This window comes from Planctomicrobium aquicomposti (assembly GCF_051466325.1).
Lineage (GTDB): Bacteria > Planctomycetota > Planctomycetia > Planctomycetales > Planctomycetaceae > Planctomicrobium.
In genome coordinates, this window is record NZ_CP195792.1 from 1,761,392 (window position 1) to 1,786,257 (window position 24,866).

15 protein-coding genes are annotated in these 24,866 nt (G+C 59.8%); 7 read left to right on the top strand and 8 right to left on the bottom strand.

Annotated elements, in window-relative coordinates; genetic code table 11:
• Nucleotides 1-196: 196 nt before the first annotated feature.
• From SH664x_RS06755 to SH664x_RS06780, 6 genes are all read right to left on the bottom strand, one after another.
• Entirely contained in the window at nucleotides 197-397 is a 201-nt protein-coding gene (locus SH664x_RS06755) for a CsbD family protein (protein ID WP_437206131.1), read from the bottom strand.
• A gap of 351 nt (nucleotides 398-748) precedes the next feature.
• Nucleotides 749-1,642 (bottom strand): transglutaminase family protein, encoded by an 894-nt coding sequence (locus SH664x_RS06760; protein WP_437206133.1) that lies wholly within the window; start codon nucleotides 1,640-1,642, stop codon nucleotides 749-751.
• A 96-nt stretch (nucleotides 1,643-1,738) separates the two neighbouring features.
• On the bottom strand, nucleotides 1,739-4,306 hold the full coding sequence (locus SH664x_RS06765; protein WP_437206134.1) for a circularly permuted type 2 ATP-grasp protein: 2,568 nt from the start codon (nucleotides 4,304-4,306) through the stop codon (nucleotides 1,739-1,741).
• Nucleotides 4,303-7,677, bottom strand: coding sequence for a DUF2126 domain-containing protein (locus SH664x_RS06770; RefSeq protein ID WP_437206136.1), 3,375 nt, complete (start codon nucleotides 7,675-7,677; stop codon nucleotides 4,303-4,305). The genes SH664x_RS06765 and SH664x_RS06770 overlap by 4 nt, the downstream gene beginning before the upstream one ends.
• A gap of 224 nt (nucleotides 7,678-7,901) precedes the next feature.
• Complete coding sequence (locus SH664x_RS06775) at nucleotides 7,902-8,885, bottom strand: alpha-E domain-containing protein (RefSeq protein ID WP_437206138.1); 984 nt, start codon at nucleotides 8,883-8,885, stop codon at nucleotides 7,902-7,904.
• Between the two features lie 188 nt (nucleotides 8,886-9,073).
• Nucleotides 9,074-10,555, bottom strand: a complete 1,482-nt coding sequence (locus SH664x_RS06780) for a circularly permuted type 2 ATP-grasp protein (protein ID WP_437206140.1) — start codon at nucleotides 10,553-10,555, stop codon at nucleotides 9,074-9,076.
• A 438-nt stretch (nucleotides 10,556-10,993) separates the two neighbouring features.
• Here SH664x_RS06780 and SH664x_RS06785 point away from each other — a divergent pair, with 438 nt between their 5' ends.
• From SH664x_RS06785 to SH664x_RS06805, 5 genes are all read left to right on the top strand, one after another.
• Complete coding sequence (locus tag SH664x_RS06785) at nucleotides 10,994-11,974, top strand: cation diffusion facilitator family transporter (protein ID WP_437206142.1); 981 nt, start codon at nucleotides 10,994-10,996, stop codon at nucleotides 11,972-11,974.
• The gene (locus tag SH664x_RS06790) at nucleotides 11,974-12,735 is read left to right on the top strand and encodes a ComF family protein (protein WP_437206143.1); all 762 of its coding nucleotides are present in this window, start codon (nucleotides 11,974-11,976) and stop codon (nucleotides 12,733-12,735) included. Before SH664x_RS06785 ends, SH664x_RS06790 begins: the two co-directional genes overlap by 1 nt.
• A gap of 251 nt (nucleotides 12,736-12,986) precedes the next feature.
• Nucleotides 12,987-13,904, top strand: coding sequence for a hydroxymethylbilane synthase (gene hemC, locus SH664x_RS06795; RefSeq protein WP_437206145.1), 918 nt, complete (start codon nucleotides 12,987-12,989; stop codon nucleotides 13,902-13,904).
• 634 nt (nucleotides 13,905-14,538) lie between these two features.
• On the top strand, nucleotides 14,539-15,906 hold the full coding sequence (locus SH664x_RS06800; protein WP_437206146.1) for a hypothetical protein: 1,368 nt from the start codon (nucleotides 14,539-14,541) through the stop codon (nucleotides 15,904-15,906).
• A gap of 281 nt (nucleotides 15,907-16,187) precedes the next feature.
• Nucleotides 16,188-16,394, top strand: coding sequence for a hypothetical protein (locus SH664x_RS06805; RefSeq protein WP_437206147.1), 207 nt, complete (start codon nucleotides 16,188-16,190; stop codon nucleotides 16,392-16,394).
• Nucleotides 16,395-16,404: 10 nt separating this feature from the next.
• On the opposite strand, the gene SH664x_RS06810 is transcribed toward SH664x_RS06805, so the two are convergent.
• The gene (locus SH664x_RS06810) at nucleotides 16,405-16,806 is read right to left on the bottom strand and encodes a 6-pyruvoyl trahydropterin synthase family protein (protein ID WP_437206148.1); all 402 of its coding nucleotides are present in this window, start codon (nucleotides 16,804-16,806) and stop codon (nucleotides 16,405-16,407) included.
• A gap of 648 nt (nucleotides 16,807-17,454) precedes the next feature.
• Here SH664x_RS06810 and SH664x_RS06815 point away from each other — a divergent pair.
• The gene (locus tag SH664x_RS06815) at nucleotides 17,455-19,032 is read left to right on the top strand and encodes a 2-isopropylmalate synthase (protein WP_437206149.1); all 1,578 of its coding nucleotides are present in this window, start codon (nucleotides 17,455-17,457) and stop codon (nucleotides 19,030-19,032) included.
• Between the two features lie 927 nt (nucleotides 19,033-19,959).
• Nucleotides 19,960-22,893 carry a BamA/OMP85 family outer membrane protein gene (locus SH664x_RS06820; protein ID WP_437206151.1) on the top strand — a complete coding sequence of 978 codons (2,934 nt, stop codon included), beginning with the start codon at nucleotides 19,960-19,962 and terminating at the stop codon, nucleotides 22,891-22,893.
• Here the strand turns inward: SH664x_RS06820 and SH664x_RS06825 are convergent.
• Complete coding sequence (locus SH664x_RS06825; RefSeq protein WP_437206152.1) at nucleotides 22,872-24,842, bottom strand: AI-2E family transporter; 1,971 nt, start codon at nucleotides 24,840-24,842, stop codon at nucleotides 22,872-22,874. The two genes, SH664x_RS06820 and SH664x_RS06825, sit on opposite strands and share 22 nt — an antisense overlap.
• Nucleotides 24,843-24,866 lie beyond the last annotated feature (24 nt).

Consider the following 24,866-nt stretch of genomic DNA (forward strand, 5'->3'; position numbering starts at 1 on the left):
CGTCGCGCGTCCCACACTCTCGACTGACCGGTTTTTCCGGGCGAGACAGGGGTAAAAAATGAATGCTCGCCATGCAAGGAACCCGCCCAGCTTTTTCGTACAGTGACTTTCGTCAGATGCACATGAGCCGAAGCGGGTTCAGCGAAACTCACTCTCAATGCGGTGTGGTTCAGGCTTTGATGTCGCCAATTGACGGTCAGTTGCAGCGGTCACAGAACTGATTGATTTCCTGCTCCGCACGGTCTTTGGCGTAGCCATAGCGTTCCTGCAGTTTGCCAGCTAACTCTGTTTTGCGACCCTTGATCATATCCAAGTCGTCGTTAGTCAGTTTTCCCCATTGCTGCTGGACCTGACCTTTGAACTGCTTCCAATTCCCTTCCACTTGATCCCAGTTCATCGTGTTACTCCTGCCCGCGATGATGAGAAAAAAATGGTCCGTCAATTCTGCGATGTTGTGACGCCACATCCCCGAAAGAATGCACACTGTCTTGAGGAGTAAGCCAGTATCGGTCTCCTCGCATCAATTCAGAACTGACGGACCATGTCACTGAATGAGAATGGCCCATGCTGCCTACGCCTCCAGAGACATTCTCATCTCCGTGAATGGGCAAAAGGAGTGCCGAAGTCGCCGCCCCAAAAGTGGCGACTGTCATCAAATCCTTACGGCGAATCAGGCAGCGTCGAGAGCGGATTTTTCAAAGGGACCAACGCGATCGCCAGATCGTTTGATCGGCAACCAGGGTGGCGTCTAAGCGATCCCTTCACCGTCGACCGGACTGACGTCGACCGACACCGTCAACTGGTGGTCTCCCCCGCCAAGAAAGACCCCCTTGATGGGGGCGACGTCGCTGTAGTCGCGTCCCCAGGCGATCGGGATATGGTCGGCGCCGCAGGGAGAATTATTGGTCGGATCGACGTCCACCCAGCCCAGCTGTTCTCCGCAGTAAACCGCGAGCCAGGCATGAGATTGGTCGACACCGATCAGTCTCGGCTTGCCGGGCGGGGGCAACGTTCGCAGATAGCCGCTGACGTATCGGGCCGGGAGCCCTATCGACCGGAGACAGGCAATCTGCACATGGGAAAAATCCTGGCAGACTCCGCGCTGCAGAGAAAATGCCGTCTCCACTTCCGTGTCGACCGCGGTCGCTTTGCTGTCGTATTTGAAGTGCTCGTGAACGATGCGTGTCAAATCGAGGACCGCCTCCAGTATGGGGCGGTCAACTGTGAACGACTGCAGCGCAAATTCGCGAAACTCTGCATTGCGGCGAATCCGCGGGGAGTCGTACAGGAAGGGAGAAGCCCGCAGCCATTTGGGATCGGTCCGTTCAGTGACTCCCGTTGCAACTTCATTCCAAGGAGGAGTTTCCATCGCCGCGGGCAACTCTCGTGGCGTCACAGTCACCCGGCTGGTGGCAACGACCTGCAGCTGGCGATGATTCTCTTCGATCGAGAAGCTTTGCACCGTGTTCCCAAAATAGTCCGTGCGCCTTCCGGAAACCTGCGGAGTGGGGCGAATCACCAGCCGGTGTGACTGGCAGGTGACCGTCTGCTGCTCCCTGGGGGTCAGCATGACATAGTTGTGGCAGACCCTCACCGGGCTGGAGTAGCTGTAAGTCGTGGAATGAGTGATGCGGTAGTTCATTCAGCGGGAACAGGAATCAGCACGGGGGGGGAGAGTAGCACTTCTGTCAGCGATCGGCAGACCAGCCTGGGACCTGCAAGAAATTCAGAAAAACAGTCATAATTGCGGAAGTCCCGTGGGCAGCCCGGAGTCAGGGTCGGCCGAGATTCCGAAGTGTCGGGGGAGCCCGGCATGAATCAGAAAACGGCTGGACATGGCATCCGACAGTTTTGGCAGCTGGTCACACAGCCTCTTCAGCAGCCGGTCCAGAGCTTCCCGCTGACCATATTGCGTGGCCAGAGCCAACTCGTGAACCTCGGCCAGCCGGACGGCGTTCAGCAGGGAAAGGGCGAGGCGTTGTTCCGGGCTGCGGACCGCCTGCTGGCCATCGCGGGGAAGTTCATCAACATGGGCGGCGATGGCGGCCAGTTGCGACCCGATTGACCGGGGATTGGTCTCGTCGGTGATGAGCAGATCCAGCACGGCAGCCGGCTGGACCGTCGCGAGATACCGGGAGCGATAAGTCATGATACTGTCCGCGGTCTGCATGACCGATTCAAGGACCGCGACTTCGTCCTCGGCAATGTGAGTCAGAGTCGAACGGAGCAGCATGCTGGTCTGCCAGGCTCTTTCGACACGTCGGCCGAGATCCAGAAACCTCCAGCCCTGCGTGCGGGTCATGCTTTCGCTGGCCAGACCGGAGAAGGCTGCCAGATCGAGAATGACCCGGTCCAGCAGTTCGATCACTTCCTGCACGTCGACCAGCGGGCGGCGGCTTGCCTCATCGAGTCGGTGTATGATCCGCCAGGCATCGATCGCCACGCGGTCCCGCACGATCGAAACCAGCCGCACGCATTGCATGATCGAGAACCGCAGACTTTTGGGGCGCTGCGTATCGAAGATGGCCTGCGGCAGCATCACTTCCACATTCGGGACCGTCCCTGTTCCGGAAGGATCTCCGAAATCGGAATCAATCTGACCCTGATCGGCCAGTGCCTGCAGGAGCAAGTTCAACTCGGGTCCGTACTCCCGTTCTCCGGTGACGGAATTGAAGATCGTTCGCAGCAGCCGCGCCGACCCCTCGGACCGTTCCACGTTTCGGCCCAGCCAGAAGAGATGATCGGCCACGCGACTGGGAAGCTCCGCGCCGCTGCGACGCAGCGCGATCGTCTGCCCAGGAGGCGTCAGGAGTGTGACTTCCTCAATGGCTTCGTCGGAGAGAATCCAGACATCCTGGCTGCGCTCGCCGGTTGTCATGGTCTGTTCGAGAATCAGCGGATCGGACGCGACCCGGGCCAGTCCTCCCGGCAATGCGAGAAAATCGTCATCTTTGCGAACAAGAAAGCTGCGCAGCGCCAAGGACCACGGAACAGCGGCCTGTTGTGACCAGACCGGTGTGGTGGAACGGGTGATGGTCTGCTGACCGACGTAATCCTGCGGACGGGCTTTCAGCGCTTCGACCAGAAGCTGGCGGTCTGCCTGAGTCATCAGGCTCGGGCGCAGGGGAACATCATCCATCATCCGGAATGCTTTCCGGATCATCAGTTCGTCGAGGTGTTCCAGAACGTAGCTCAGGCCCTGCTTGTCGCCACACCACCACGTGGCCACAGAGGGCATGCGGAGCTCTTCCCCTAACAGATGGCGACAGATCGACGGGAGAAACGACATGAACAGTGGCGATTCTACCAGGCGACTGCCGAGCGGATTGGCGAGCGAGACATTGCCGCCGCGCACCACCTCAAGCAGTCCCGCCACGCCATTGACGGAATTGCCGTCGAGCTCCACCGGATCGCAGTCGTCATCATTCAGCCGACGGAAGATCACTTCCACCGGAAGCAGTCCACCCAGCGTTTTCAGCATGACCCGGTTCTCGCGAACCGCCAGATCTCCCCCTTCGACCAGCTGATAACCCAGATAGCGGGCGAGATACGCATCTTCAAAATAGGCCCGGCTGCTGGGACCCGAAGTCCAGATCGCGACGCGGGGATTGTCTTTAAAGCGGGGAGCCTGCTGTCGCAGCGACTCCTTCAGCGTGATGAAAAAAGAGGCCAGCCGTTCCACCTTGCACTGGCGGAATTGTGTCGGCAGCATCCGCGACGTCACAATGCGGTTTTCGAGAACATAGCCGAGCCCGAACGGAGCCCGTGACCGGTCGGAGACGACCCACCATTGGCCATCCGGTGAGCGGGCGATGTCGGCGGCGTAGAGCTGCAGAAAGCCATGATCCCCCATATGCAGGCCATGATAGGAGGGGTAGTAGGCCGGGTGGGCGAACAGCGCTTCGGGGGGGAGCAGTTGATCCTGCAGCAGCTGCTGCGGGCCAAACAGGTCTCGCAGAATCAGGTCGAACAATCTGGCCCGCTGCGCGAGCCCGGCTTCGATTTCGCTCCACTCCTGTTCCCGCAGCAACAGCGGCATGGCATCGAGCACCCACGGCCGCGAACTGCCGACATCCTGTTCGTAAGGATTGAACGTGAAGCCATCGCGGGTGACCTGTCGCTGGGCCAGCTCCCAGCGTCGCTGCAAATCGGCCGGGCCAAGTTCATCGAGCCCCTGAATAAATGCGCGCCACGGTTCGCGGACTTCCCCGGCAGCGTTGACGGTTTCGTCATAGACCCCGGGAGGCGGGGTGTAATGGGCGAGCAACGACGGAACAGGGGAAGCGGAACCGGCTAACGCATTCATGCAAGGCTCGGGGCGCGGCGCAAATCGAGTGTCAACGGAAACTGTGGATTCACTTCCACAGCGGGAATGTTGATCCAGCCGGGAGTATGGCCCATTTCGAAGAATCGCGAAACCCGCCGCGACTCCGCTTCGTAGGCGTTCACAGGAAACACGTTGTAACCTAATCCCCCCGGATGCGAAACATGATACATGCATCCGCCGACAGAACGATGCGCCCAGGTATCCAGAATGTCGAAGACCAGCGGCGTATGGACAGGAATTGTTGGATGCAGGGCGCTCGGCGGATTCCAGGCCCGGTAGCGGACGCCGGCTACGAATTCACCAGCGACGCCGGTGGAGGTCAGCGGCACACGGCGGCCATTGCAGGTGATAATGTGCCGAGTGTCCGTCAGTCCCGTCACCTTGACTTCCAGTCGTTCGACCGAGGAATCGACGTATCTCGCCGTTCCCCCACCCCCCGGCTCTTCGCCCAGTACGTACCACGGTTCGATTGCTGTCCGCAGTTCAAGGTGAATTCCGTGTCGGTCCATCTGACCGATCAGAGGAAACCGGAATTCGAAGTGCGAGGCGAACCACTCGCGTTCAAACCGGAGATCGGCCTGCGCCAACTGATGGAGAACGTCGCCGAAGTCCTGCCAGACGAAGTACGGCAACATGAAGCGATCATGGAGGGTTGTGCCCCACTCCACGGGGGTCTGCTCATAGGGCTGATCCCAGAACAGGGCGACACAAGCCCTGACCAGCAGTTGCTGGGTCAGACTCATCTGCGCGTGAGGAGGCATTTCAAAACCGCGGAACTCCACGAGCCCCAGACGACCGCTGCTGCTGTCCGGAGAGTAGAGCTTGTCGATACAGATTTCCGCGCGGTGCGTGTTGCCCGTCAGGTCGATGAGCAGGTTGCGGAATAACCGGTCGACCAACCAAGGAGGACAAGGTTCGGTCCGGGGAGGGACATTGGCGAACGCGAGACGCAGTTCATACAGCGCATCACGTCGACCTTCGTCCACCCGGGGGGCCTGGCTGGTCGGTCCAATGAATCGTCCGCTGAACAGATACGACAACGAGGGATGATTCAACCAGAAGCCGATCAGGCTTTTCAGTAGATCGGGTCGTCGGAGGAATGGACTGTCCGCCGGAGTTTTCCCCCCCAGCACCACATGGTTTCCTCCGCCGGTTCCCGTGTGCTTCCCGTCGAGGTCGAACTTTTCCGTGCCGAGCCGGGTGCTCCGCGCGATGTCATACAGCGAGGTTGTGGTCTCGACCAGTTCGCTCCAACTGTGAGCGGGATGAATATTCACTTCGATCACGCCGGGGTCGGGAGTGACCTTCAACTGGTTCAGACGGGAATCGCCGGGAGGATGATATCCTTCCACGACCACGGCGACTTTCAGGTCCCGACAGGTCCGTTCAATCGCCGAGACCAGATCCAGATAGTCTTCGACATACTCCGTTGGCGGCATGAAGACGTGCAGACGCCCCTTGCGGGCTTCGACACAGAGCGCGGTTCGGACAATCTCCGCCGGTTTGGAGCGATCGAACGTCTTGTCGACAGTTCTTTTTCCGGTCCTCTGGAGCAGTTGCTCCGTGACACCGCCCAGGCTGCTCGCTTCCGGCTGGCCGTGAATGGCTTCCTGTCGGCGATGCAGCGGTTCGGGAAGCGGTTCCACAGGAGCCAGCGGATCACGCGGGTACATGGTCGGCAGCTGTTCGTCCGGCAGCCACGGGAGTGAGTCGAGTGGCAAGCGCAGCCCGATCGGCGAATCTCCCGGCAGCAGAAACAGCTTGTCTGAACGGACCGGCCAGGGGCCGCTGACCCAGCGGGGGCCAGCCTGCCACCATTGCCGTTTGAGGGGCATCACAAAGCCGACCGGTTCATTCAATCCCCGCTCGAAGACGGACACCATTCGCGCGCGGTCTTCCGGGTTGGCGAGTTTGGGATCGGCGGGATCGACGTTGACCGGCAGTCGCTGCTCTTTCCAGAGATAGTGCACCACGTCTTCGTAAGCGGGCTGGATCCAGTGCGGCTGAACTCCCAGCACTCGCGACAGATGCTGTACGAACTCGCGCGCATCTTCCGAAGTGTGTCCGTAGTCGTGATCGATATCGGCAATCAGCTCCGGGTTTTCCCAGACGGGAACGCCATCGACGCGCCAGTAACAGGCCAGTGCCCAGCGGGGGAGTGACTCTCCCGGATACCATTTCCCCTGACCGTAGTGCAGCAACCCGCCGGGGGCAAACCGCTCGCGCAGCCGCTTGATCAGCTGTTCCGACAATCGGCGCTTGTCGGGGCCGACCGCAGCGTTGTTCCACTCGGCCCCTTCCATGTCATCAATGGAGACAAACGTCGGTTCTCCCCCCATGGTGAGGCGAACATCTCCTGACTGGAGGCGACGATCAATCTCGTCCCCCAGTCGATCGATGGCGGCCCACTGCTCGGGAGTACAGGGCTTGGTCACCCGCGGATCTTCGTGAATGCGGGTGACCGTCATCGACACATCGAAATCGACGTCGATTTCCTTCGGTCCTCCGGGAAGGGGGAGAGCGGAGAGCGAACCGGAAATCGGCGCGGCAGAACTCGGGTCCGGCGTGCAGGCGAGCGGGATATGCCCTTCCCCCGCCAGCAATCCGGACGTGGCATCCAGCCCGATCCAACCCGCGCCCGGCAGATAGACCTCGGTCCAGGCGTGCAGATCGGTGAAATCGACTTCTGTGCCCGAAGGTCCATCGAGCGATTTCTGGTCGGGGGCCAGCTGAATCAGGTATCCCGAAACAAACCGGGCTGCGAGACCGACATGCCGGAGCGCCTGCACAAGCAGCCACGCCGAATCGCGGCAGGAACCCGATCCGAGCGTGAGCGTTTCTTCGGGTGACTGGACGCCCGGTTCCATGCGGATGAGGTACTTCACCCGCTCCTGGACGAGCTGATTCAGGTCGACCAGAAACGACACCGTCTTGCGCGGCGTGCGGTCGATGGTCTGAAGGAATTTTTCAAATTCCGGTTTGCTGTCGAGGGTTTCGAGAAACGGCCGTAACTCGCGTGAGAGCGACTCCTCATACTGGAAAGGAAACTTCTCCGCCTCTTCTTCGATGAAGAAGTCGAACGGGTTGATGACCGTCATCTCCGCCACGAGATCGACTTCCACCGAAAACTCGCGTGTCGACTCCGGAAAGACGAACCGGGCCAGAAAATTGCCGAAGGGGTCTTGCTGCCAGTTGATGAAATGTTTTTCCGGAACCACCTTCAGGGAGTAGCTGCGGATCGGAGTCCGGCTGTGCGCTGCCGGTCGCAACCGGACAATCTGCGGTCCGAGTGTCACCGGGCGGTCGTAGCGGTAGGACGTGCGATGATTCAGGGCGACGCGGATCGACATGTTGGCTCTTCAGCAATAGAGGGAGAGGCGATGCAGCAGTTAATGCCGGGCAGTCTGTTCTTGTCAGTCCTCCGCTGCAGGCGATGTCTGCGGGGAATCGCTCGGTTTCGCGGGGACGGAGAAGGTCGATCATCAAATCAGAAGGACACTGGTCAGGACTCACGCAACGTCGCGAAGCCGGTCGCGCTGCGGCTTCACAATGTCGCGCCGGTCGTCTATCCCTGTCACTGCGACTGCCGCTGGGCAGGGGCCGCTGAATCCACCGGACGCAGCGCAAAAAACGTTTCGTGGATTGCATCGCCGACCGTGTTCAGCTTGGTCTGCAGGCCGTCGATGAATTCGTGCATGCCCTGATTGATGATCGTGTCGATATCGGTGTAGGCCAATTCCGATTTCAGGCGTCCCAGCCGCTGCTCTGCGATGTTGCGGTAGCTTCCCGAGGGAGAGCCGACAATCTGATGCAGCGAATCGTCGGCGTGGTCGACGCAGAACCGGATGGCGCGGGGGAAGGATGGGTCCAGCGTCAGAAACTCGACGACGCGGTGAATCGTGATGCCGTGGTAACGTTTGCGGTACATCTCGAAGCCGCTGACCGATCGCAGCACCGCGGACCATTGCAGGTCGTCGATGGTGGTGCCGACATCGTGAACGTTGGGGAGCAGGGTGAAGTATTTGACGTCCAGAATCCGGCTCGTTTTGTCCGCACGTTCCAGCAGTCGCCCCAGGTTGGCGAAGTGCCATCCCTTATTGTGTGACATCGTGGCATCCAGAATGCCGTGGAACAGGTGGCTTTGCTGTTTGACTTCGTTAAAGAAGTCGCTCAGTTCTTCCGGTGCCCGAATGGTGCTGGTGGCATCTTTCACAAAGTGGTAGCACTCGTTCAACTGTTCCCAGGCTTCCGAGGAAATGGCCTCTCGGACCGTGCGGGCATTTTCGCGAGCAGCCCGCAGTGAAGAGATGATCGAGTTCGGGTACTCGCGGTCGAACACCAGAAAGTGAATCACGTTCTGGGAATTGGCGAGCCCGTGCTTCTCCTTGAACACCTCCTGATCGCCGGTCGCGAAGATCAGCGGCGCCCATTGCTGTTCGGCGGTGTCGGGCTGATCCAGAATCAGGTTCAGCGTGACGTCAATGAAGCGGGAGAGATTCTCGGCCCGTTCCACATAGCGGGCCATCCAGTAGATGGAATCAGCAACTCGGCTCAGCATGGAAAACCTGTGGTGTTGATCAGGCATCAAGCGCCTCGGTGGGAAGGATGCTACGCTCTTCGGCAACTGACGCGGGCGCTGCGTCCGCTGCCTGTCTCTCGATCTTCCGACTGCAACTTCGAAGGATTCGCGTTCCGGAGACCGTCGGTCATCGTCCGGACAAGACCACGCGCCGACCCGCTGCCGGTTTAGATCTCTGATTCATCGTCGAAGACTTCGCTGGCCGACTGAGCGACGACCCACGTATCTTTGCTGCCGCCCCCCTGAGAGGAATTCACCACCAGTGATCCCTTGCGGAGGGCGACACGGGTGAGTCCGCCCGGCAGGACCCAGATCGATTTGCCGTACAGAATGTACGGCCGCAAATCGACGTGGCGACCTTCGATTGTCGAGTCGCAGAGCGTCGGCACGCGGGACAATGACAACGTCGGTTGAGCGATGTAGTTGCGGGGGTTCTCGCGAATCAGGTGGGCAAACCGTTCCTGGTCTTCCTTCGTGGAGTGGGGGCCGACGAGCATTCCATAGCCACCGGCTTCGTTTGCCGCCTTGACCACAAGTTCCGGGAGATGGTCGAGAACATACTTCCGGTCCTCTTCCCGTTCGCAGACGTAAGTCGGCACGTTGGGAAGGATCGGCTCTTCGTTCAGGTAGTAGCGAATCATGTCCGGCACGAAAGCATAGATCACCTTGTCGTCGGCGATTCCGGTTCCCGGAGCATTCGCCATCGCCACGCGGCCTTTGCGATAGACGTCCATCAGGCCGGGAACCCCCAGCATCGAATCAGCGCGGAACGCCAGCGGATCCAGGAAGTCGTCATCGATGCGGCGATAGATGACGTCAACCCGCTGGAAGCCGTCGGTCGTCCGCATGAAGACGAATCCGTCTTTCACAGCGAGATCGCGCCCTTCGACCAGTTCCACACCCATCTGCTGGGCCAGAAACGAGTGTTCGTAGTAGGCGGAGTTGTAGATCCCCGGCGAGAGGACCACGATGGTCGGTTCGCTGACGTGATCGGGAGCGAGATGCGCCAGCGTTTCGTACAGCCGACTCGGATAATCGGTGACGGGGCGGACCTTCGATGCGGCAAACACCTGCGGAAAGCTGCGCTTCATGACCAGGCGATTTTGCAGCACGTACGAAACGCCGGACGGGCAACGCAGGTTGTCTTCCAGCACGTAAATGGCACCATCGCCGTGGCGGACCAGATCGGTGCCGGTGATGTGGCACCAGATCCCGCGGGGCGGTTTCAGGCCCCGACAGACTTCCCGGTAAGACTGGGCCTTCTCCAGCAGCGGGCGGGGGATAATTCCCTCTTCCACAATGGTCTGGTCGTGGTAAATGTCGTCGATAAAAAGATTGAGGGCTTTGATCCGCTGCTTCAGCCCCGCTTCGATGTGTCGCCACTCGAACGGCTCGATAATGCGGGGGACCACGTCAAACGGAAAGATCTTTTCCGTCCCCTGCGTATCGCCATACACGGCAAACGTGATTCCCATTCGCAGCAGGGCACGCTCGATGGCAGCCTGACGTTTCTTCAACTCTCCGGGAGGGAGAGAGTTGATCTTCTCGATCAACAATCGGCCTCCGGGACGGGGAGTGCCGTTTTCATAAAAGAGTTCGTCGTAGAAGCCGTCAGTCTGATAGGACTCGAAGTTGTGCTCGGAAGCCATTGCGAGGAGATCGTCTCTGAAGATTCCGGGGAGAGTCGCGGCGCACCGGGAGTGTACTCGATTCCCGGGCCAGAACAAAGATTTCGTCAAAACGCCCGGTTCGCCTCCAGTTTCGATCCCCTTTCGGCCCGTGCATTTCCGCTTCTGGTTCGGCCGATTTCCTGCATCGGCACCGGTTCGGCTCCTTCAGAAAATCAGGTTGCCTCGAATTGGGAGACCCGCGATCGGTTCAAATCAGCGACTGTTGACGGATTGCCGGAGAGTGCACGGGCATCGGTCTGATTCGTCTGGCGGCTCGCAGAAACCCTGCGGTTGCTGCAAAAACCAACGGTTTCCGCCGACTCTCAGACTCAATCCGCAGCCTTCAGGACCGCCTAAAATGTCCCGCACGGGGCGGCTCCCATTGCTGATGCCACGTGCCCCTGAGAAAGTAAGACCATGAAGCCGAGCGTTCCTCCCATCGTCACCGGCATCGAGCCCGACCGGTTTCCGCCTCCGGTGGCGACGCTGCCGCATATTGAAACAGCCCGCCAGTCCCGGCGCGACGATGCGACCCGGGCCACGGTGATTGGAATCGCGGTCCGGATGATCGTGATCGTGGTCGAACTGCTGGCCGTGGCGTTTTCTCATTCCTCAGCGCTGCTCGTGGATGCGGTTTCCAGTCTGTTCGATGTCGTTTCCAGTCTGATTCTGCTGGCGGCGATCCGTTTTGCAGCCCGGCCGCCGGATCATTCGCATCCGTTCGGACATGGCCGGGCGGAGCCGCTGGCGGGGTTTCAGCTGGCACTGCTGCTGGCGGGAACCGGTTTGTGGATGGGAACCAGAAATCTGTTCGCAATTTCGTCGCATCCGCAGCACGGTCCGCTCCCCGGTTGGACCTGGATCGTCCCGGGACTGGCGACTCTGGCTCTCACGGGGGTGAGCTGGCAACTGCGTCGCGTCAGCCAACGGACCCGTAGTTCCGCACTGCAGTCCGAGGCGATGCACTTTCAGATCGACACTCTCACCAGCGCGATTGCCATGCTGACGCTGCTGGCAGCGGCGTTTTTTCCGAACTGGTCGAGCCAGCTCGATCATGCCGGGGGAACCCTCCTCGCGGGAGTGATGGTTGTTCTGGGTTTGATCGCCTCGCGGGAAAATATGAACCAGCTGCTGGATCGGGTCCCGCAGGCAGAAGATTTCGCCCGGGTGCGTCAAGCGGCGATGGCGGTGGAGGGCGTTCTCGGCGTCGAGAAGATCCGGATTCAGCATGCGGGCCCGGATGCCCACGTGGACATTGACATCGAAGTCGATCCGCAGATTACAGTTGACGCGTCGCACCAGATCGCCCAGCACGTGCGGGCCCGGATTCAATCAGAATGGCCTTCGGTTCGTGAGGTGGTTGTGCATGTTGAACCCTTTTATCCGGGAGATCACTGATGCTCCCCCTGTGGCTTCCTCTGTGGCTGCGGGAACTGGCTTCCGCCACGCTCGACTTCATGTATCCCCCCGCCTGCCGGTGGTGTGGCGAACAGCTTCCCCAGTCGACCAAGCCGCAAAGTTTTTGCGACGGGTGTCTGGTTCGACTCTTTCCTCCCCCACCCCACACGTGCGAGCGTTGTTCTGCGCCGGTCGGTCCGCACCTGCAGACTCTCAGCGGCTGCATTCACTGCCGCCATGAAAAACACGCGTATGAGCAGGTCGTCAGTCTGGGGGCCTACGACGGGGAACTTCGTGGCGCCTGTGTCCGCAGCAAACAGAACTATCAGGCTCCGCTGGCGGGGGCGATGGCAGATCTGCTTGTCTCCCGTGCTCAATCGCGGTTCCAAGCCTGGGCCGCCCATTTCATTGTGCCGATTCCCCATTTCTGGCTCGACCGCATGACGCATTTGCACCATCCGGGCGATACGGTCGCCGACCAGCTGCACACCCGCCTCGGCATCCCTGTGGAACGTCACATTCTGGCGAAGGTCAGGCGGACTCCCAAGCAGCATCTGCTGAAGCAGACCGCCCGTCGGAACAATCTGCAGGGAGCGTTCCGCGTGCGGCGCGGGGTGCGTCTGCGAGGAGAGTCCGTGCTTCTTGTGGATGATGTTCTGACCACCGGGACCACCGCCCATCGGGCTGCCAAGGTGCTAAAGCAAGCGGGCGCCGGCAAGGTTTTTGTCGCGGTGCTGGCGCGCAGCCTCCATCGTTCCTGAACCATTCCCATTCCGCTTCGCGATGCCGAAGCAGGAAGTCATTTGAATGGTCTTCCGCTCGGTGACTACCATGCGGATTTCGCTGTGGGATTGTCTCCGCAGCCATCCGATCGCTCCAGCAGCATTTTGACAGTTGATTGACCCGTTCTCATCCCGCGGAAATGAGCTTCCAGAGCAGGAAGCGCTGACAGCGCGGGGACAGGCAAGAGCAACCTGCTCGAGGGAATGTCGGTAGATTCGGCAGAGGACACGTGCAGCGCACCATACGCATCGCAACCCGGGAAAGCCCCCTCGCACTGTGGCAGGCAAATCATGTTGCCGCTTCGCTTCGCAAGCTCGCCCCCGAGTTTCCGGTGGAGCTTGTCCCCGTTTCAACCATTGGGGATCGCGACCGCGTCGAGCCGCTGCATCAGTTCGGCGGACAGGGGGCATTCACGCGGGAAGTGCAGCACGCGGTGCTCAAGGGCCATGCTGATCTGGCGGTCCATTCCCTCAAAGATCTGCCGACAGTTCCCCATGCCGACCTGATCCTCGCCGGAGTCCCTGCGCGGGCCCCACGGTTTGACGCTTTGATTCTCCCGGAGGGAACGACGGGCGACCTGCTGTCACTCCCACCCGGAGCCAAAGTCGGCACCGGCAGCCTGCGAAGAAAATCACAGCTGCTCCGCCAACGCCCTGATCTGCAACTCGCCGAAATTCGCGGGAATGTCGACACCCGACTGAGCAAGGTCGACACCGGAGAGTATGCGGCGATTATTCTGGCAGAAGCGGGGCTGCATCGTCTGGGGCTGCAGCACCGGATTACGCAAACGCTCTCGCCGCCAGTGATGTACCCAGCCGTCGGTCAGGCGGCACTCGGCATCGAATGTCGGCGCGATGATGCCGAAGTTCAAAGTCTGCTGAACCGTCTGAGTGATGAACTCACGATGGCGGAGGTGCTCGCGGAACGAGCCTGCCTGCGGACGCTGCAGGCGGGGTGCCACGCTCCCGTGGGGATCCTCTCTTCCATCGTGGGCGACTCGCTGACACTGACCTCGGTGATTCTGAGCGTCGACGGTCAGCAGTTGATTCAGGCGACCATCACTGGTCCTCGGTCGGATCCTGAAACCGTTGGCGATCGACTGGCCGAAGATCTCCTTCGAATGGGAGCTGCTCCGCTTCTCATTTGAGGAGCCAGACATTCCTCGGCGTCCGCAAGGGTGCATAAATTCTACTGCCGCTCGATGATCCGACGGCCTTGCTTCCGGAAATCGAGGGAGGTCGCGCGGCAGGGGACTCTCTCCGCCCACGGTGGAGCAGCCCCAATCGTCGTGATGCATTCCGCCCCGAAGCCCGCCGATTGCAGTGCCTGTCTGCAGCCTGCCTTTGCTCAGAGGGTAGGCACGACGTGACGTGAGGAACAGATCATGTTTGGATGGACGGTCGTCTAAATTCTCTTTGCCAAATAGCAAGGATCTTTTTCGGCTCTTAGCAGAAAATTGTCGACTTATTGCATTCTTTTCGACACTGTTGACCTTGAACAGAGAACGTGCGACTCTGACTGAACCGATTGCCTCACACGGTAGTGCGCAGATCAGCAAGGGTGGCAATCGCGATCTCCGGGTTCTCTTTCAATCGGGACTGGCAGTGCGGATGAAAAAGTCTCTGTCTTTCGTAGTTTGTCTGCTGTCATGTTGCTGTCTGGCTGTGACCGCTGTTGCTGAACCTGCTCCCAGTGCCGAAGTTCCGACAGGCATGGTTCTTTCGGCTCCGACGATCCCGCTTCGGATCAGAGGGACACTCCGTTCGATCAACGAAACGCTGATGAAGGATGTCAAGCCGGAAGAGAACGCCGTTGTCTGGATCGTTCCGATTCTCTCAGACCTCGCCTTCGAGAAGGATCTCGGTGATCAGGCGCTGGCGATGCTGGGCATCAAAAAGTTGCCGACAGAATCCCCCGAGCTTCTGACAATTGAAGACTTCGTGAAAGAACAGGGAGCCCGTGGGGTCAAGGAAATCGCCATTGCGGTGGAAGTCATCGAGGTCGACCTCAATACCGCCACGGAACGCCCGTGGTCGACTGAAGAGTTCCCGCAGCTGGCCAAGTTTCTGGAGGCGAATGCGGCCGCCTACGCTGTGGTGGAAAAGGCTGCGACCAAGTCGAAGTACTATGCCCCCGTGCTGTCGATTGAAGCGCCTCCGCGGATTCTGGCCGCTTCGCTGTCGATCGAACGTCGACTTCCGTTTCTGGCCCGTTCACTGGCCGCCCGCGCCATGCTGCGGTTACACGAGAAGAACGTCGAAGGCTGTATGAGCGACCTGCTGACCTGCCATAAGCTGGCCTTGCTGCTGGCGAGCGGTTCCCCGTTCGACGTGTCTGTCGTGAAGGCCCATGTGATCGATGCCTTCGCCTATCATGGGGATGTCTCCCTGATCACGAGCGGACAGCTGACCGTCGCGCAGGCGGAACAGTATCGCCGGGTGTTGGCGGCGCTCCCCACCTTCCCGACTTCCGAGATTGCCGCGAATGTGGGTGAACGGGCGATTCTTCACCAGGAAATCGAGCTGCTGAAGACCGATCGAGACTCGCTGCAGGGATTCTTCGAGGCCCCGGAAGACGAAGCCGGAAAGCAGTCCCGCAAGAAAAATATCAGCCTTCAGGGGATCAACTGGGATCTGGCAATCGCAGGAGGGGACGAGATTCAGGATCGGGTCGTCAAAGCGTTGGCCGAACGGAGCCATGTTCAACAGAATATGCAGTTCGACGAGTTGGACCAGGACTACCAGACCTGGCAGAACTCGGACGATGAGATCATGAAGAACTTCAACACGCTGCTGCAGAAAGAACCTGACACAGTCAGCCGCTGGCTGGGAACCAACATGGCCTGGTCCCTGCGCACGTTGTATCGGCAACGCCGCGCTACCGACGACCGGGCTCGCAATCGCCGGGAACTTGTTCAGCTGGGGCTGGCACTCGTGGCCTACCAGAAGGCGAACAACGCCTACCCTGAGACCCTGGATCAGCTCGTTCCGAAGTTCATCGACGCGATCCCTGCCGACCCGCACTCCGATGGTGCTTATATTTACCGGCGGGATGAAAGCGGTCATGCCCGGCTGATGAGCCTGGGGACGAATCTGCGGGACGATGCAGGGCTCGCATTCAACGACGATCAGATCATCGAATTGCCGTAAAAAAAGTGATGACCGCCGGCGACGTGCGCGCTGAATCTGACGGCAGACGATTGCTTCACTTCACGCTTGACCACACCAGTCGCCCGCTCCCACGCAGCCACCTTGCCGGGCGCGAATGGCCTGATGAAGAGCGTGGCTGTGCCGCCGATCTGGACAATTCCCGGCGGTGCCAATAGTCGCGCGCGAGGCAGCTGCCTATGATCATGGTGTCCCCTGTCTGATCTGCGAATCAACGGGGGTGTTTGTCAGTCGCGTGCCAAGTGAGCGGAGAACGGGAGAGAATGGAAGGACCAGGTTCGGGCGGAAATGTGCTGGCTGGGATCTGCAGCTTTTTTGCACCCGGATTAGGGCAACTGGTACAGGGGCGCCTGATTGCGGCGGCGGTCCATTTCGTGCTGACCGCAATTCTTTGGGTGTTGTGGCTCGGCTGGGTCATGCACGTCTTTTCCGCCTACGACGCAGCCGTCTACCACCCCCGACGGCGCTGAGCCCATCTCGCTATTTACGATACGTGGCGTAAGATCGGGGCGTTTCCCAGAGTCGGACTTCGGCGACCGGAAAGCCTTTGATCTGCGCCTGTTGGTAAATCAGGCGGGCGATGTTTTCGGCGGTTGGGTTGCAGTCGATAATGTGCAGCGGCTCCCCCAGATCGCGGAGAAGCGGAATGGCCGGATCATTCGCGTTCAGGATCATCCGATGGTCCAGTTCGTCATCGATCCAGGTTCGCAGTCCTCGTTTGATGTCAGTGAAGTCAATCAGCATCCCCCGTTCGTCCAGATGTTCCCCTTCCAGGACGATGACGGCGCGACCGTTGTGGCCATGCAGATGTCGGCACTTCCCAGCGTAGTTCAGCAGCCGGTGCCCATAGCAGAAATCGATTTCCTGGATCACTTGAAACATCGTGAGGCCGTCAATTCGCGGTCGAAGGAGGTCCTGCGAGAGTGCAGGTGCAACGGAGCAGACAATTCCAGTCTAGGGCATTTTGGCATTTGGTCCACTCGTCCCGAACGGGGGGAAGCGGTTGTTTTTGTGATGTCTTCAAGGTCGTTCGCCCGCACCGGGACTTCCTCGTGAAATCCCGACATTGAATTCTGATCCGGCAGCTGGAGTTTCGTGCGGAGGCGTCGTTCTCTGCCCGGGAACGACTTATGCCGACAACGCAAATTCCGGTGCACCGTACGAACCTGTCGACGCTCCGAATGTCCTGCTGCTCAGTCCCGGAGTGAACAACGTTGTCGGAAAATCCTGACAGGTCCTCGCGGGATCGGGACAGGTTTTTCTACTCCCGAGCTTGACGGTGGGCCGATATTCTTCGTAATTTTTGTGAGTCTGAACTGTTTGAGAGACCCATGATTCCGTTCCAGTTTTCCAGCATCAGCCTCGTTCTAAGCCTACTTCCCTGCGGGAGGTCTTAGGCCGGTGCGCTGAGTTCTTGTTGAGTTCACCCCACCCTGAGACTTCATGCAAGTCTCAGGGTTTTTTGTTTTTACGAATTTGCTCACTGCTTCTCGAGCAGTCAGGTTTGATCCCCACTGGAAGAAACACGCCATGTCCGACACCATCACGATTTTCGACACCACGCTCCGTGACGGCGAGCAATCGCCCGGCTGCAGCATGGACACCGCCGAGAAGCTCGAAGTGGCCAAGGCTCTGGTGGAGCTGGGGGTCGATGTCATGGAGGCGGGCTTTCCGATCGCATCTCCGGGCGATTTTGATGCGGTTCAGCAGATTGCCCGCACCTTTGGCAGCCAGTCGATGATCTGCGGCCTCGCCCGCTGCCGGAAAGAAGATATTGATCGGGCCTGGGAGGCGTTGCAAGACGCGGAGAAAGTCCGCATCCATCTCTTCCTCGCCACGAGTGCGATTCACCGCGAGTTCAAGCTGAAGATGGCCAAGGAGGAGATTCTGCGCAGGGCCGTCGAGATGGTCTCCTACACTCGCGACCTGATGGGAAGCCGATCGGATCTCGCGGTTCCGAGTGTCGAATTTTCACCCGAAGATGCTGCCCGGACCGAACTCGATTTCCTGTGTGAAGTGGTCGAGAAGACGATCGCTGCCGGTGCCACGACGGTCAATATTCCCGACACGGTCGGCTATGCCACTCCCAACCATTTCTACAAGGTCATTCGCTATCTGAAAGAGAATGTTCCGAACATCGAGCAGGCGGTGATCAGCACCCATTGCCACAACGATCTCGGACTGGCGGTCGCCAACAGTCTCGCGGGAGTGGAGGCAGGGGCCCGACAGGTCGAGTGCACGATCAACGGTCTCGGCGAACGGGCCGGAAACGCTGCTCTCGAAGAGCTGGTCATGGCGTTGCGAACCCGACAGGACTACTTCGGGGTGCAGACCCGCATTAACACCACCCGGTTGTATCCGACAAGCCGGTTGGTCTCGGGGATTACGGGAATGGCTGTGCAGAGGAACAAGGCCATTGTCGGTCAGAACGCCTTCGCACATGAAGCCGGCATTCACCAGCACGGGATGCTGCAGGACCGTTCGACCTACGAAATCATGCGTCCACAGGATGTGGGGATCGTGGGAACCAATCTGGTGCTGGGCAAACACAGCGGTCGTCACGCCTTCCGGGACCGGATTCAGTCGCTCGGTTATGAGCTCGATGAGGAAGCCCTGCAGAAGGTCTTCGATGACTTCATCGCCCTGGCAGACAAGAAGAAGGAGATCTACGACGCCGACATCGTCGCTCTGATTGAAAACCGGACGGACAAAGTCGCGCAGGCCTGGAGAATCAAGAGCTTTCACACCCTCGGGGGGACGGGCACCATTCCGACCGCCACGATCGAGCTGGAGCATGAAGATGGAAGCTGCGTGAAGGATGCCGCAACCGGGGATGGTCCCGTGGATGCCGCGTTCCGGTGTCTGGAGCGGATCATGGGGATCAACGCCCGGCTGAGTGACTACACGGTTCGCAGCGTCTCCGGGGGGAAAGATGCTCAAGGAGAGGCGAAGCTGGAGATCGAGGTCGACGACCTGACGTATCACGGGAAAGGTGTCAGTACCGACGTCATCGAAGCGAGTGTCCACGCGTATCTGCAGGCTTTGAACAAGGCCCTCAGCAGCACGCGGGGCCGGGGACCCAAGCGGGGTGCCGGTACCGGCGTCTGACGATTTCATCGCAGGGGAGAGGTCCCCGTGCCGGCGCAACGATCTGGGAATAGCAGAGCGCTGCATGCCGGTTCGGGGGCAGCTGTTCCGGCAAGTGGCAAGAGGAGCTTCCGGGGGCTCACTGCGGCAAAGCAGTTTCAGCAGTGAGTCCTGTGTTTCCCCTTCGCTTCGAGTGGCTCGCGACTGTGAAGTCGTCTGCGGGCTGACAGGTGGCCCGTCCATCTGGATTGTCACTGTTGCCCAGGCTTTCACTGACAGAGAGCCATTCGGCGATTCCCGCCGGTCCGCCACGTCGCCCCCAGCGCGGTTTTTTTCGTTGGTCAGTTTGTCACAACATCTGATCTGGAAGTATGTTTCGCCACGAACGACAATTGCCGCTCGATCTTGGAGGCAGACGGCCGGAAAACCCACTGCCCCGGAGCGTGACGTCGCTCCCCGCAAATCTGCGGGTGTCGTTCTCTGCTGCGTTCTGCCGCATTGTTTGAGGCTTCTGGCGGTGTTTCTGTCGTCTGCGAACCTGTCTGGGAGGCATGATCCAGACCAGGGAACAACTGTCCTGCCCGTGGCATAACTCGTCTTGTTGATTTTCAGGGGTTTCGTTATTTGTCCCGCTCCTGCGAGCAGGCACCCCCTCCTCGCAACCCTTCAGGTTCGAATTGCGCCTTCGGGCACAGCACAGCACCGAAGGGGTAGATGCAGTCATTTCCAAAAATCCTCAGGCCTTCACCCGGCAAGACGCCGCACCAAACCATCCATCGCCTGGCTGCCATTAGCACCGACGGCGGTGGGTTCCACTGTTCCCATCCCCCCTTGGCAAACGCCCGTTCGCAAGGAAGCGATTGGCGTTCCGATGACTGCGGCGATCCCAGAACCATCACTTCGGGCCTCGATCTCGTGAGCATCGGTCAAAAACCGAAAGCAGATTCGATGAAAAGTGTCGCTCAGGACACTCGTCGACCGTGCCTTCCGCGGCGGATCGTGCAGATCCTCGCGGCCGGTGCCTGCTTGATGGTCATGAATCTCCAACCGGCTCGGGCTCAGGCCCCGTTCCCCCGACTGGATGCCACGGATACAAAACCGGGAGTTGAAGAGCGGAAGGCGTTTGCTCCCCGGCCGGAGACGCTGGGTTCATCCCGAACCATCGGCGATGCGCCGCATTCGCTCTCTGGTATCAATCCGACCGATGGAGTCAAGCCGGCCAGCTTCTCCGCAGAAAAACTGGTCGATGAACCGCTCGCTGATGTTCTCATCGAAGGGCAGAAGACGATCCCGCTCAACGCGATTATGCGCTATGTGGAAACCCGGCCCGGTCGGGCCGCCTCTCCCCGACAGGTGCAGCAGGACGTCAGTCGGCTGCTCAATACCAACTGGTTTCTCTCTGTTCGACCCAGCTATCGGGCCACAGACGAGGGCCCCGTGCTCGTGTTCCAGGTGCTGGAACGCCCGATACTGAAATCGGTGGAGTTCCGGGGGAACAAGAAAATCAAGACGGGTGAGCTGTCGGCCCACACCGGGCTCAAAGCGGGGCACGGCTACGACGTCGCCATCAATCGCGAATCGGTCAACCGCATCAAGAACCTGTACCGCGAAAAAGGCTATCTGTTTGCAGAAGTGACGCTGGAAAAAGGAGGCTCTCCCGACGACCGTGAAGTGATCTTCAATATCGTGGAAGGGCCCAAGCCGAAAATCTGGGACATTTCCTTCGAAGGGAATTCCAGCCAGTCGTTTACGACGAGCGCGGTGCTGAAAACCAAGCTGTCGTCCAACACGGTGATTCTGTGGCTGATCCGGGGGGATTACGACCCGGTCATCATCAAAAATGATGTGCAGGCTCTCAAGGAATACTACATGAACCTGGGCTACTTCAGTGTCCAGGTTCGCGCGGAAGAACGCCTGTCGGAAGATCGCAGCAAGGTCTACGTGACCTTCACCATCGATGAGGGCAAACGCTCCAAGGTCGGCGAAATCGACGTCATTGGAAATGACGTGATTTCCAAATCCGAGTTGCTCAAGGAGTTGAAGCTCAAGCAGGGGGACTACTTCAACGAGCGTTGGCTGCGTGAAGACGTCAACGGCATGAAGGACAAGTACGACGATCTGGGTCGTCTGAAAGCAACCGTCACTCCGACTCCCCGCTTCCGCCCCGACGATGACGGCGTGGTCGACCTCGTCTACGAAATCAACGAGGATATGCCCCGCTATATCGGAACGATCAACATTCACGTTCGGGGCGACTACCCTCACTCACAGGAAGACACCGTCCGCAAGCAGGTGGACCGGTATCTGAAACCGGGGACATTGGCCCGCGGCCGCGACCTGCGGATGGCTCAGTCCCGTGTGAATGGCAGCGGCATCTGGGATCGAGAAGATCCGCCGGTCTTTGATCTCAAGCCGAACGACGGTCTGGATTACATTCCGCGCGTGGCCGCCCGCGGTCAAAGTGTCATTCAGGACGAGTTCATTCAGACCTCGTCTGTCCAGATTCAGGAGACGACGCGTCCTCCTACGGGACACAGCCTCGCTCCGGCCGATGCCGTTTCCGCCCGTCCCGCAGCTGGAGCCGGAATTCACGGCACCTCGGTCCAGCAGCCTCCCGTGGTCGTTCCGAAAACACGGTCCAACTCCACCGAGTCGTTGTTCATCAGCCCGGACGACGTGTTCCGCGGACAGTCTCCTGACTTCCGGGGCCAGACGCTCGACGGCTACGGAAATCCCGCTCCGCAGGACTTCTACTTTGGGGTCTCCCCCCAGGGAGACCCTTATGGAGATGTCCGCAGTGTCCCGCAGCCGCCGGGATTCATGGATCTCGATATTGAAGTCAGTGAAGGTCGCACCGGACGATTGATGTTCGGTGTTGGCGTGAACAGCGATGCTGGTGTCATCGGGCAGATCACCCTGCAGGAAGACAATTTCGACATTCTCAGGCCGCCGACCAGCTTCGCCGACATCATCAACGGCACCGCCTGGCGTGGAGCCGGACAGAGCTTCCGGCTGGAAGCGCAGCCCGGTGATCAGGTCAGCCGCTACCTCGCCAGCTGGCAGGATCCGTACTTCATGCGGACCGACTTCAGCCTGGGGGTCAGCGGCTTCTACTTCAACCGTTATTACGAAAGCTGGACGGAAGACCGCCTCGGCGGACGGATCAGTCTGGGCTATGTCCTGGACCGCTACTGGTCGATCGGCACGGCACTCCGTCTGGAAAGCGTGAATATCCGCAATGTGCCCACCATCGCGCCGCCACAACTGGTCGATGTGAAAGGGGAAAACTTCCTCTCCACCGCTTCCGCGACACTGCAGTACGACACGCGTGACAATGCCTTCTTCCCGACTCGGGGACACATGGCAACCGCTTCGTATGAGCAGGCGTTTGGCGAGTTCACGTATCCCCGGTTCGACGTCGGTCTGAGCCAGTATTTCACGACCTATGAACGGCCTGACGGATTCGGGAAGCATGTCCTCTCGCTCAGCGGAGAGTTGGGCTGGACCGGCAACGACACCCCGATCTTCGAAAACTTCTTCGCCGGGGGTTACTCCTCGTTCCGCGGCTTCGCGTTCCGTGGCGTCGGTCCGGTCGACATGGGAGTGCGGGTCGGGGGAACCTTCCTCGCCTTGGGAACCGTGGAATACATGATTCCCATTACCGCCAACGACAACATTCGGACGGTCGTCTTCTCCGACTTCGGGACCGTCGAACCCGACGTCACGCTGGATCAGTTCCGCGTGACCGCCGGTTTCGGGTTCCGGTTACAGATTCCGGCGATGGGAGCCGCTCCGCTAGCCTTCGACTTCGCTTGGCCGGTGCTGGACCAGCCTGAAGATGATCGCCGGGTCTTCAGCTTCTACGTCGGCTTTACCCGCTGATCGGGTGAATGCACTTCCAGTGCTGCCGGTTGCTTCCCGGCCGGTTTATCTTCCAGGTCGAGACGCGAGAACTCGTGCACCTCGGCGGCAATCCGCTGGCCAGTCTGAAAGACCGGCTTCAGCGCTAGCAGCCGATTCTTGAGCCCGATCAGTGTCCCTTCCACGGCGTCCGCACCCACATCTTCCAGTCGCGCGGGGAGTTCGGAGTCTTCGTCTTCGGGGAACCAGCGGCCGACAAAGATCTTCGTCCCGGGAGAGAGTGACCGAATCCGCTTGCAGAGATACCGTGATCGTGCCAGTCCCCCACCCGACACCGCTCCCACGCAGATCAGATCCGGATCGGTGTCGGCAACCTGATCCGCAATCTCGACAGCCAGACGCTGCGGGCTGGCGAACATCACTTCCCAGTCCGATTCAGGGAGGAGCTGCGCCAACATCTGCAAAGCAAGCAGATCGGCTTCGTCACGAGCCGGCAGCGCCAGCAGACGAATGCGACGCAATCCCGGTTCGGGAGGGGGAGGAGGCACCTCCTGCCCTTCCTCTTCCGCGGGCGCGCTGGCCTCTCCCAGATCATCGAGAATCTCCCGCGTTGTCTCCCAGACGAACTCTTCATCATTCCGCGTGATCTCATTCCGCTCGCGTCCACGCCGGGCGGTGCACAGGGCGGGAATCATGTATTCATCGTAAACTTTATCCGGCTCAGGCTGTTCCAGACGCTTCAGGACCAGCTTGGATGCCTCATCCTGATCACGGGCCAGTAACCGCTGGTAATAGGCCGCGGTAGGGGACAGGGAAGGTTCGTCCCCCAGCAGCACCGCGAGAAACTCGAGGTAGCTGACGTGCTTGCCCAGCACAACGAGAACGACTGTCAGCGGGGGGGACAAAATCAGCCCGATCGGTCCCCAGAGCCAGGTCCAGAACGTCGCACCGATGAGCAGAGCCACTTCCGACACACCGATCGTGCGTCCGAACACATACGGCTCGATCGCATTCCCGTTGATCAGCTCGACGGTGGCGATGAATGCCAGCACGGCGATCGGCTGTCCCCAGCCATTCGACATGGCCAGACTGACGACCACCGGAAAGACAGCCGCCACCCAGGCCCCGATGTAAGGGAGATACTTCAAGCCCGCCCCAAGGAAGCCCCACAGCAGAGCGTATTTCACCCCCATCAGCCACAACCCGACTCCCAGGACAATGCCGAAGCCGATGTTGACGAGCAATTGCGTCAGCAGGAAGCGGCTGACTCGCGTGGCGGCATCTTCCACAGCCTTGGTTGTCGACGTGAGCGTTCTACGTCCCACCAGCCAGATGAACCGGTTCCGGAGATCTTCGCGCTTGATCAGGATGAAGATGACGAGGATCAGCGCGAGGAAAATCTTCCCGGCGTAAGACATCGCTTCCGTGGCCCAGGTGGTCACGGCCGAAACCCAACGGGGCTGCGGCGGTGGAGCCGTCGCTACGGGTGTTGGTGTTGCCGGAGTGTCCCGGGTGGGGGTGGCCTGGGGGGCCGACGGGGACTGTTGGCCGGAAGTTTCCGCTTCCGGTGCTGCCATTTCCTGATTGATATCGCCGATCAGCGTTCCCAGCGCGCCTGGCGTCACTTTCCAGTCACGGATGGTTCGGACTCGCTCAATGATCGTCGTCCGATATTTGGGAAGTTCGTTCAGCAACCCATGCACCTGTCGGGTCGCAATAAAGCCCATCCCGCCCAGAGTCAGCCCCATCAGCAGAACGACGATGATGACTGATGGAATTCGCTGCAGTCCTCTCCGTTCGAAGAGCCGGACCACCGGTCCGAGCACAAATGAGAGATAAACCGCCAGCGCGATCGGAATCAGGACGTCCTTCATCCAGTACATGGCGAAGATGACAGCCGAGGCAACGACGGTACTGGCCATAATAATGACAGCACGTTGCCAAGCGGCGCCAGGTGTGGGGGTGGTCATGGCAGCCTTTCGGAATGAATTTTC

Excerpts from the sequence above, each read along its gene's own strand:
- SH664x_RS06760 (WP_437206133.1), bottom strand. The coding sequence starts at position 1,642 with ATGAACTACCGCATCACTCATTCCACGACTTACAGCTACTCCAGCCCG.
- SH664x_RS06780 (WP_437206140.1), bottom strand. The coding sequence starts at position 10,555 with ATGGCTTCCGAGCACAACTTCGAGTCCTATCAGACTGACGGCTTCTAC.
- SH664x_RS06810 (WP_437206148.1), bottom strand. The coding sequence starts at position 16,806 with ATGTTTCAAGTGATCCAGGAAATCGATTTCTGCTATGGGCACCGGCTG.
- SH664x_RS06800 (WP_437206146.1), top strand. The coding sequence starts at position 14,539 with ATGAAGGATGTCAAGCCGGAAGAGAACGCCGTTGTCTGGATCGTTCCG.
- SH664x_RS06765 (WP_437206134.1), bottom strand. The coding sequence starts at position 4,306 with ATGAATGCGTTAGCCGGTTCCGCTTCCCCTGTTCCGTCGTTGCTCGCC.
- SH664x_RS06805 (WP_437206147.1), top strand. The coding sequence starts at position 16,188 with ATGGAAGGACCAGGTTCGGGCGGAAATGTGCTGGCTGGGATCTGCAGC.
- SH664x_RS06825 (WP_437206152.1), bottom strand. The coding sequence starts at position 24,842 with ATGACCACCCCCACACCTGGCGCCGCTTGGCAACGTGCTGTCATTATT.
- SH664x_RS06755 (WP_437206131.1), bottom strand. The coding sequence starts at position 397 with ATGAACTGGGATCAAGTGGAAGGGAATTGGAAGCAGTTCAAAGGTCAG.
- SH664x_RS06815 (WP_437206149.1), top strand. The coding sequence starts at position 17,455 with ATGTCCGACACCATCACGATTTTCGACACCACGCTCCGTGACGGCGAG.
- SH664x_RS06820 (WP_437206151.1), top strand. The coding sequence starts at position 19,960 with ATGAAAAGTGTCGCTCAGGACACTCGTCGACCGTGCCTTCCGCGGCGG.
- SH664x_RS06775 (WP_437206138.1), bottom strand. The coding sequence starts at position 8,885 with ATGCTGAGCCGAGTTGCTGATTCCATCTACTGGATGGCCCGCTATGTG.
- SH664x_RS06770 (WP_437206136.1), bottom strand. The coding sequence starts at position 7,677 with ATGTCGATCCGCGTCGCCCTGAATCATCGCACGTCCTACCGCTACGAC.
- SH664x_RS06790 (WP_437206143.1), top strand. The coding sequence starts at position 11,974 with ATGCTCCCCCTGTGGCTTCCTCTGTGGCTGCGGGAACTGGCTTCCGCC.
- SH664x_RS06785 (WP_437206142.1), top strand. The coding sequence starts at position 10,994 with ATGAAGCCGAGCGTTCCTCCCATCGTCACCGGCATCGAGCCCGACCGG.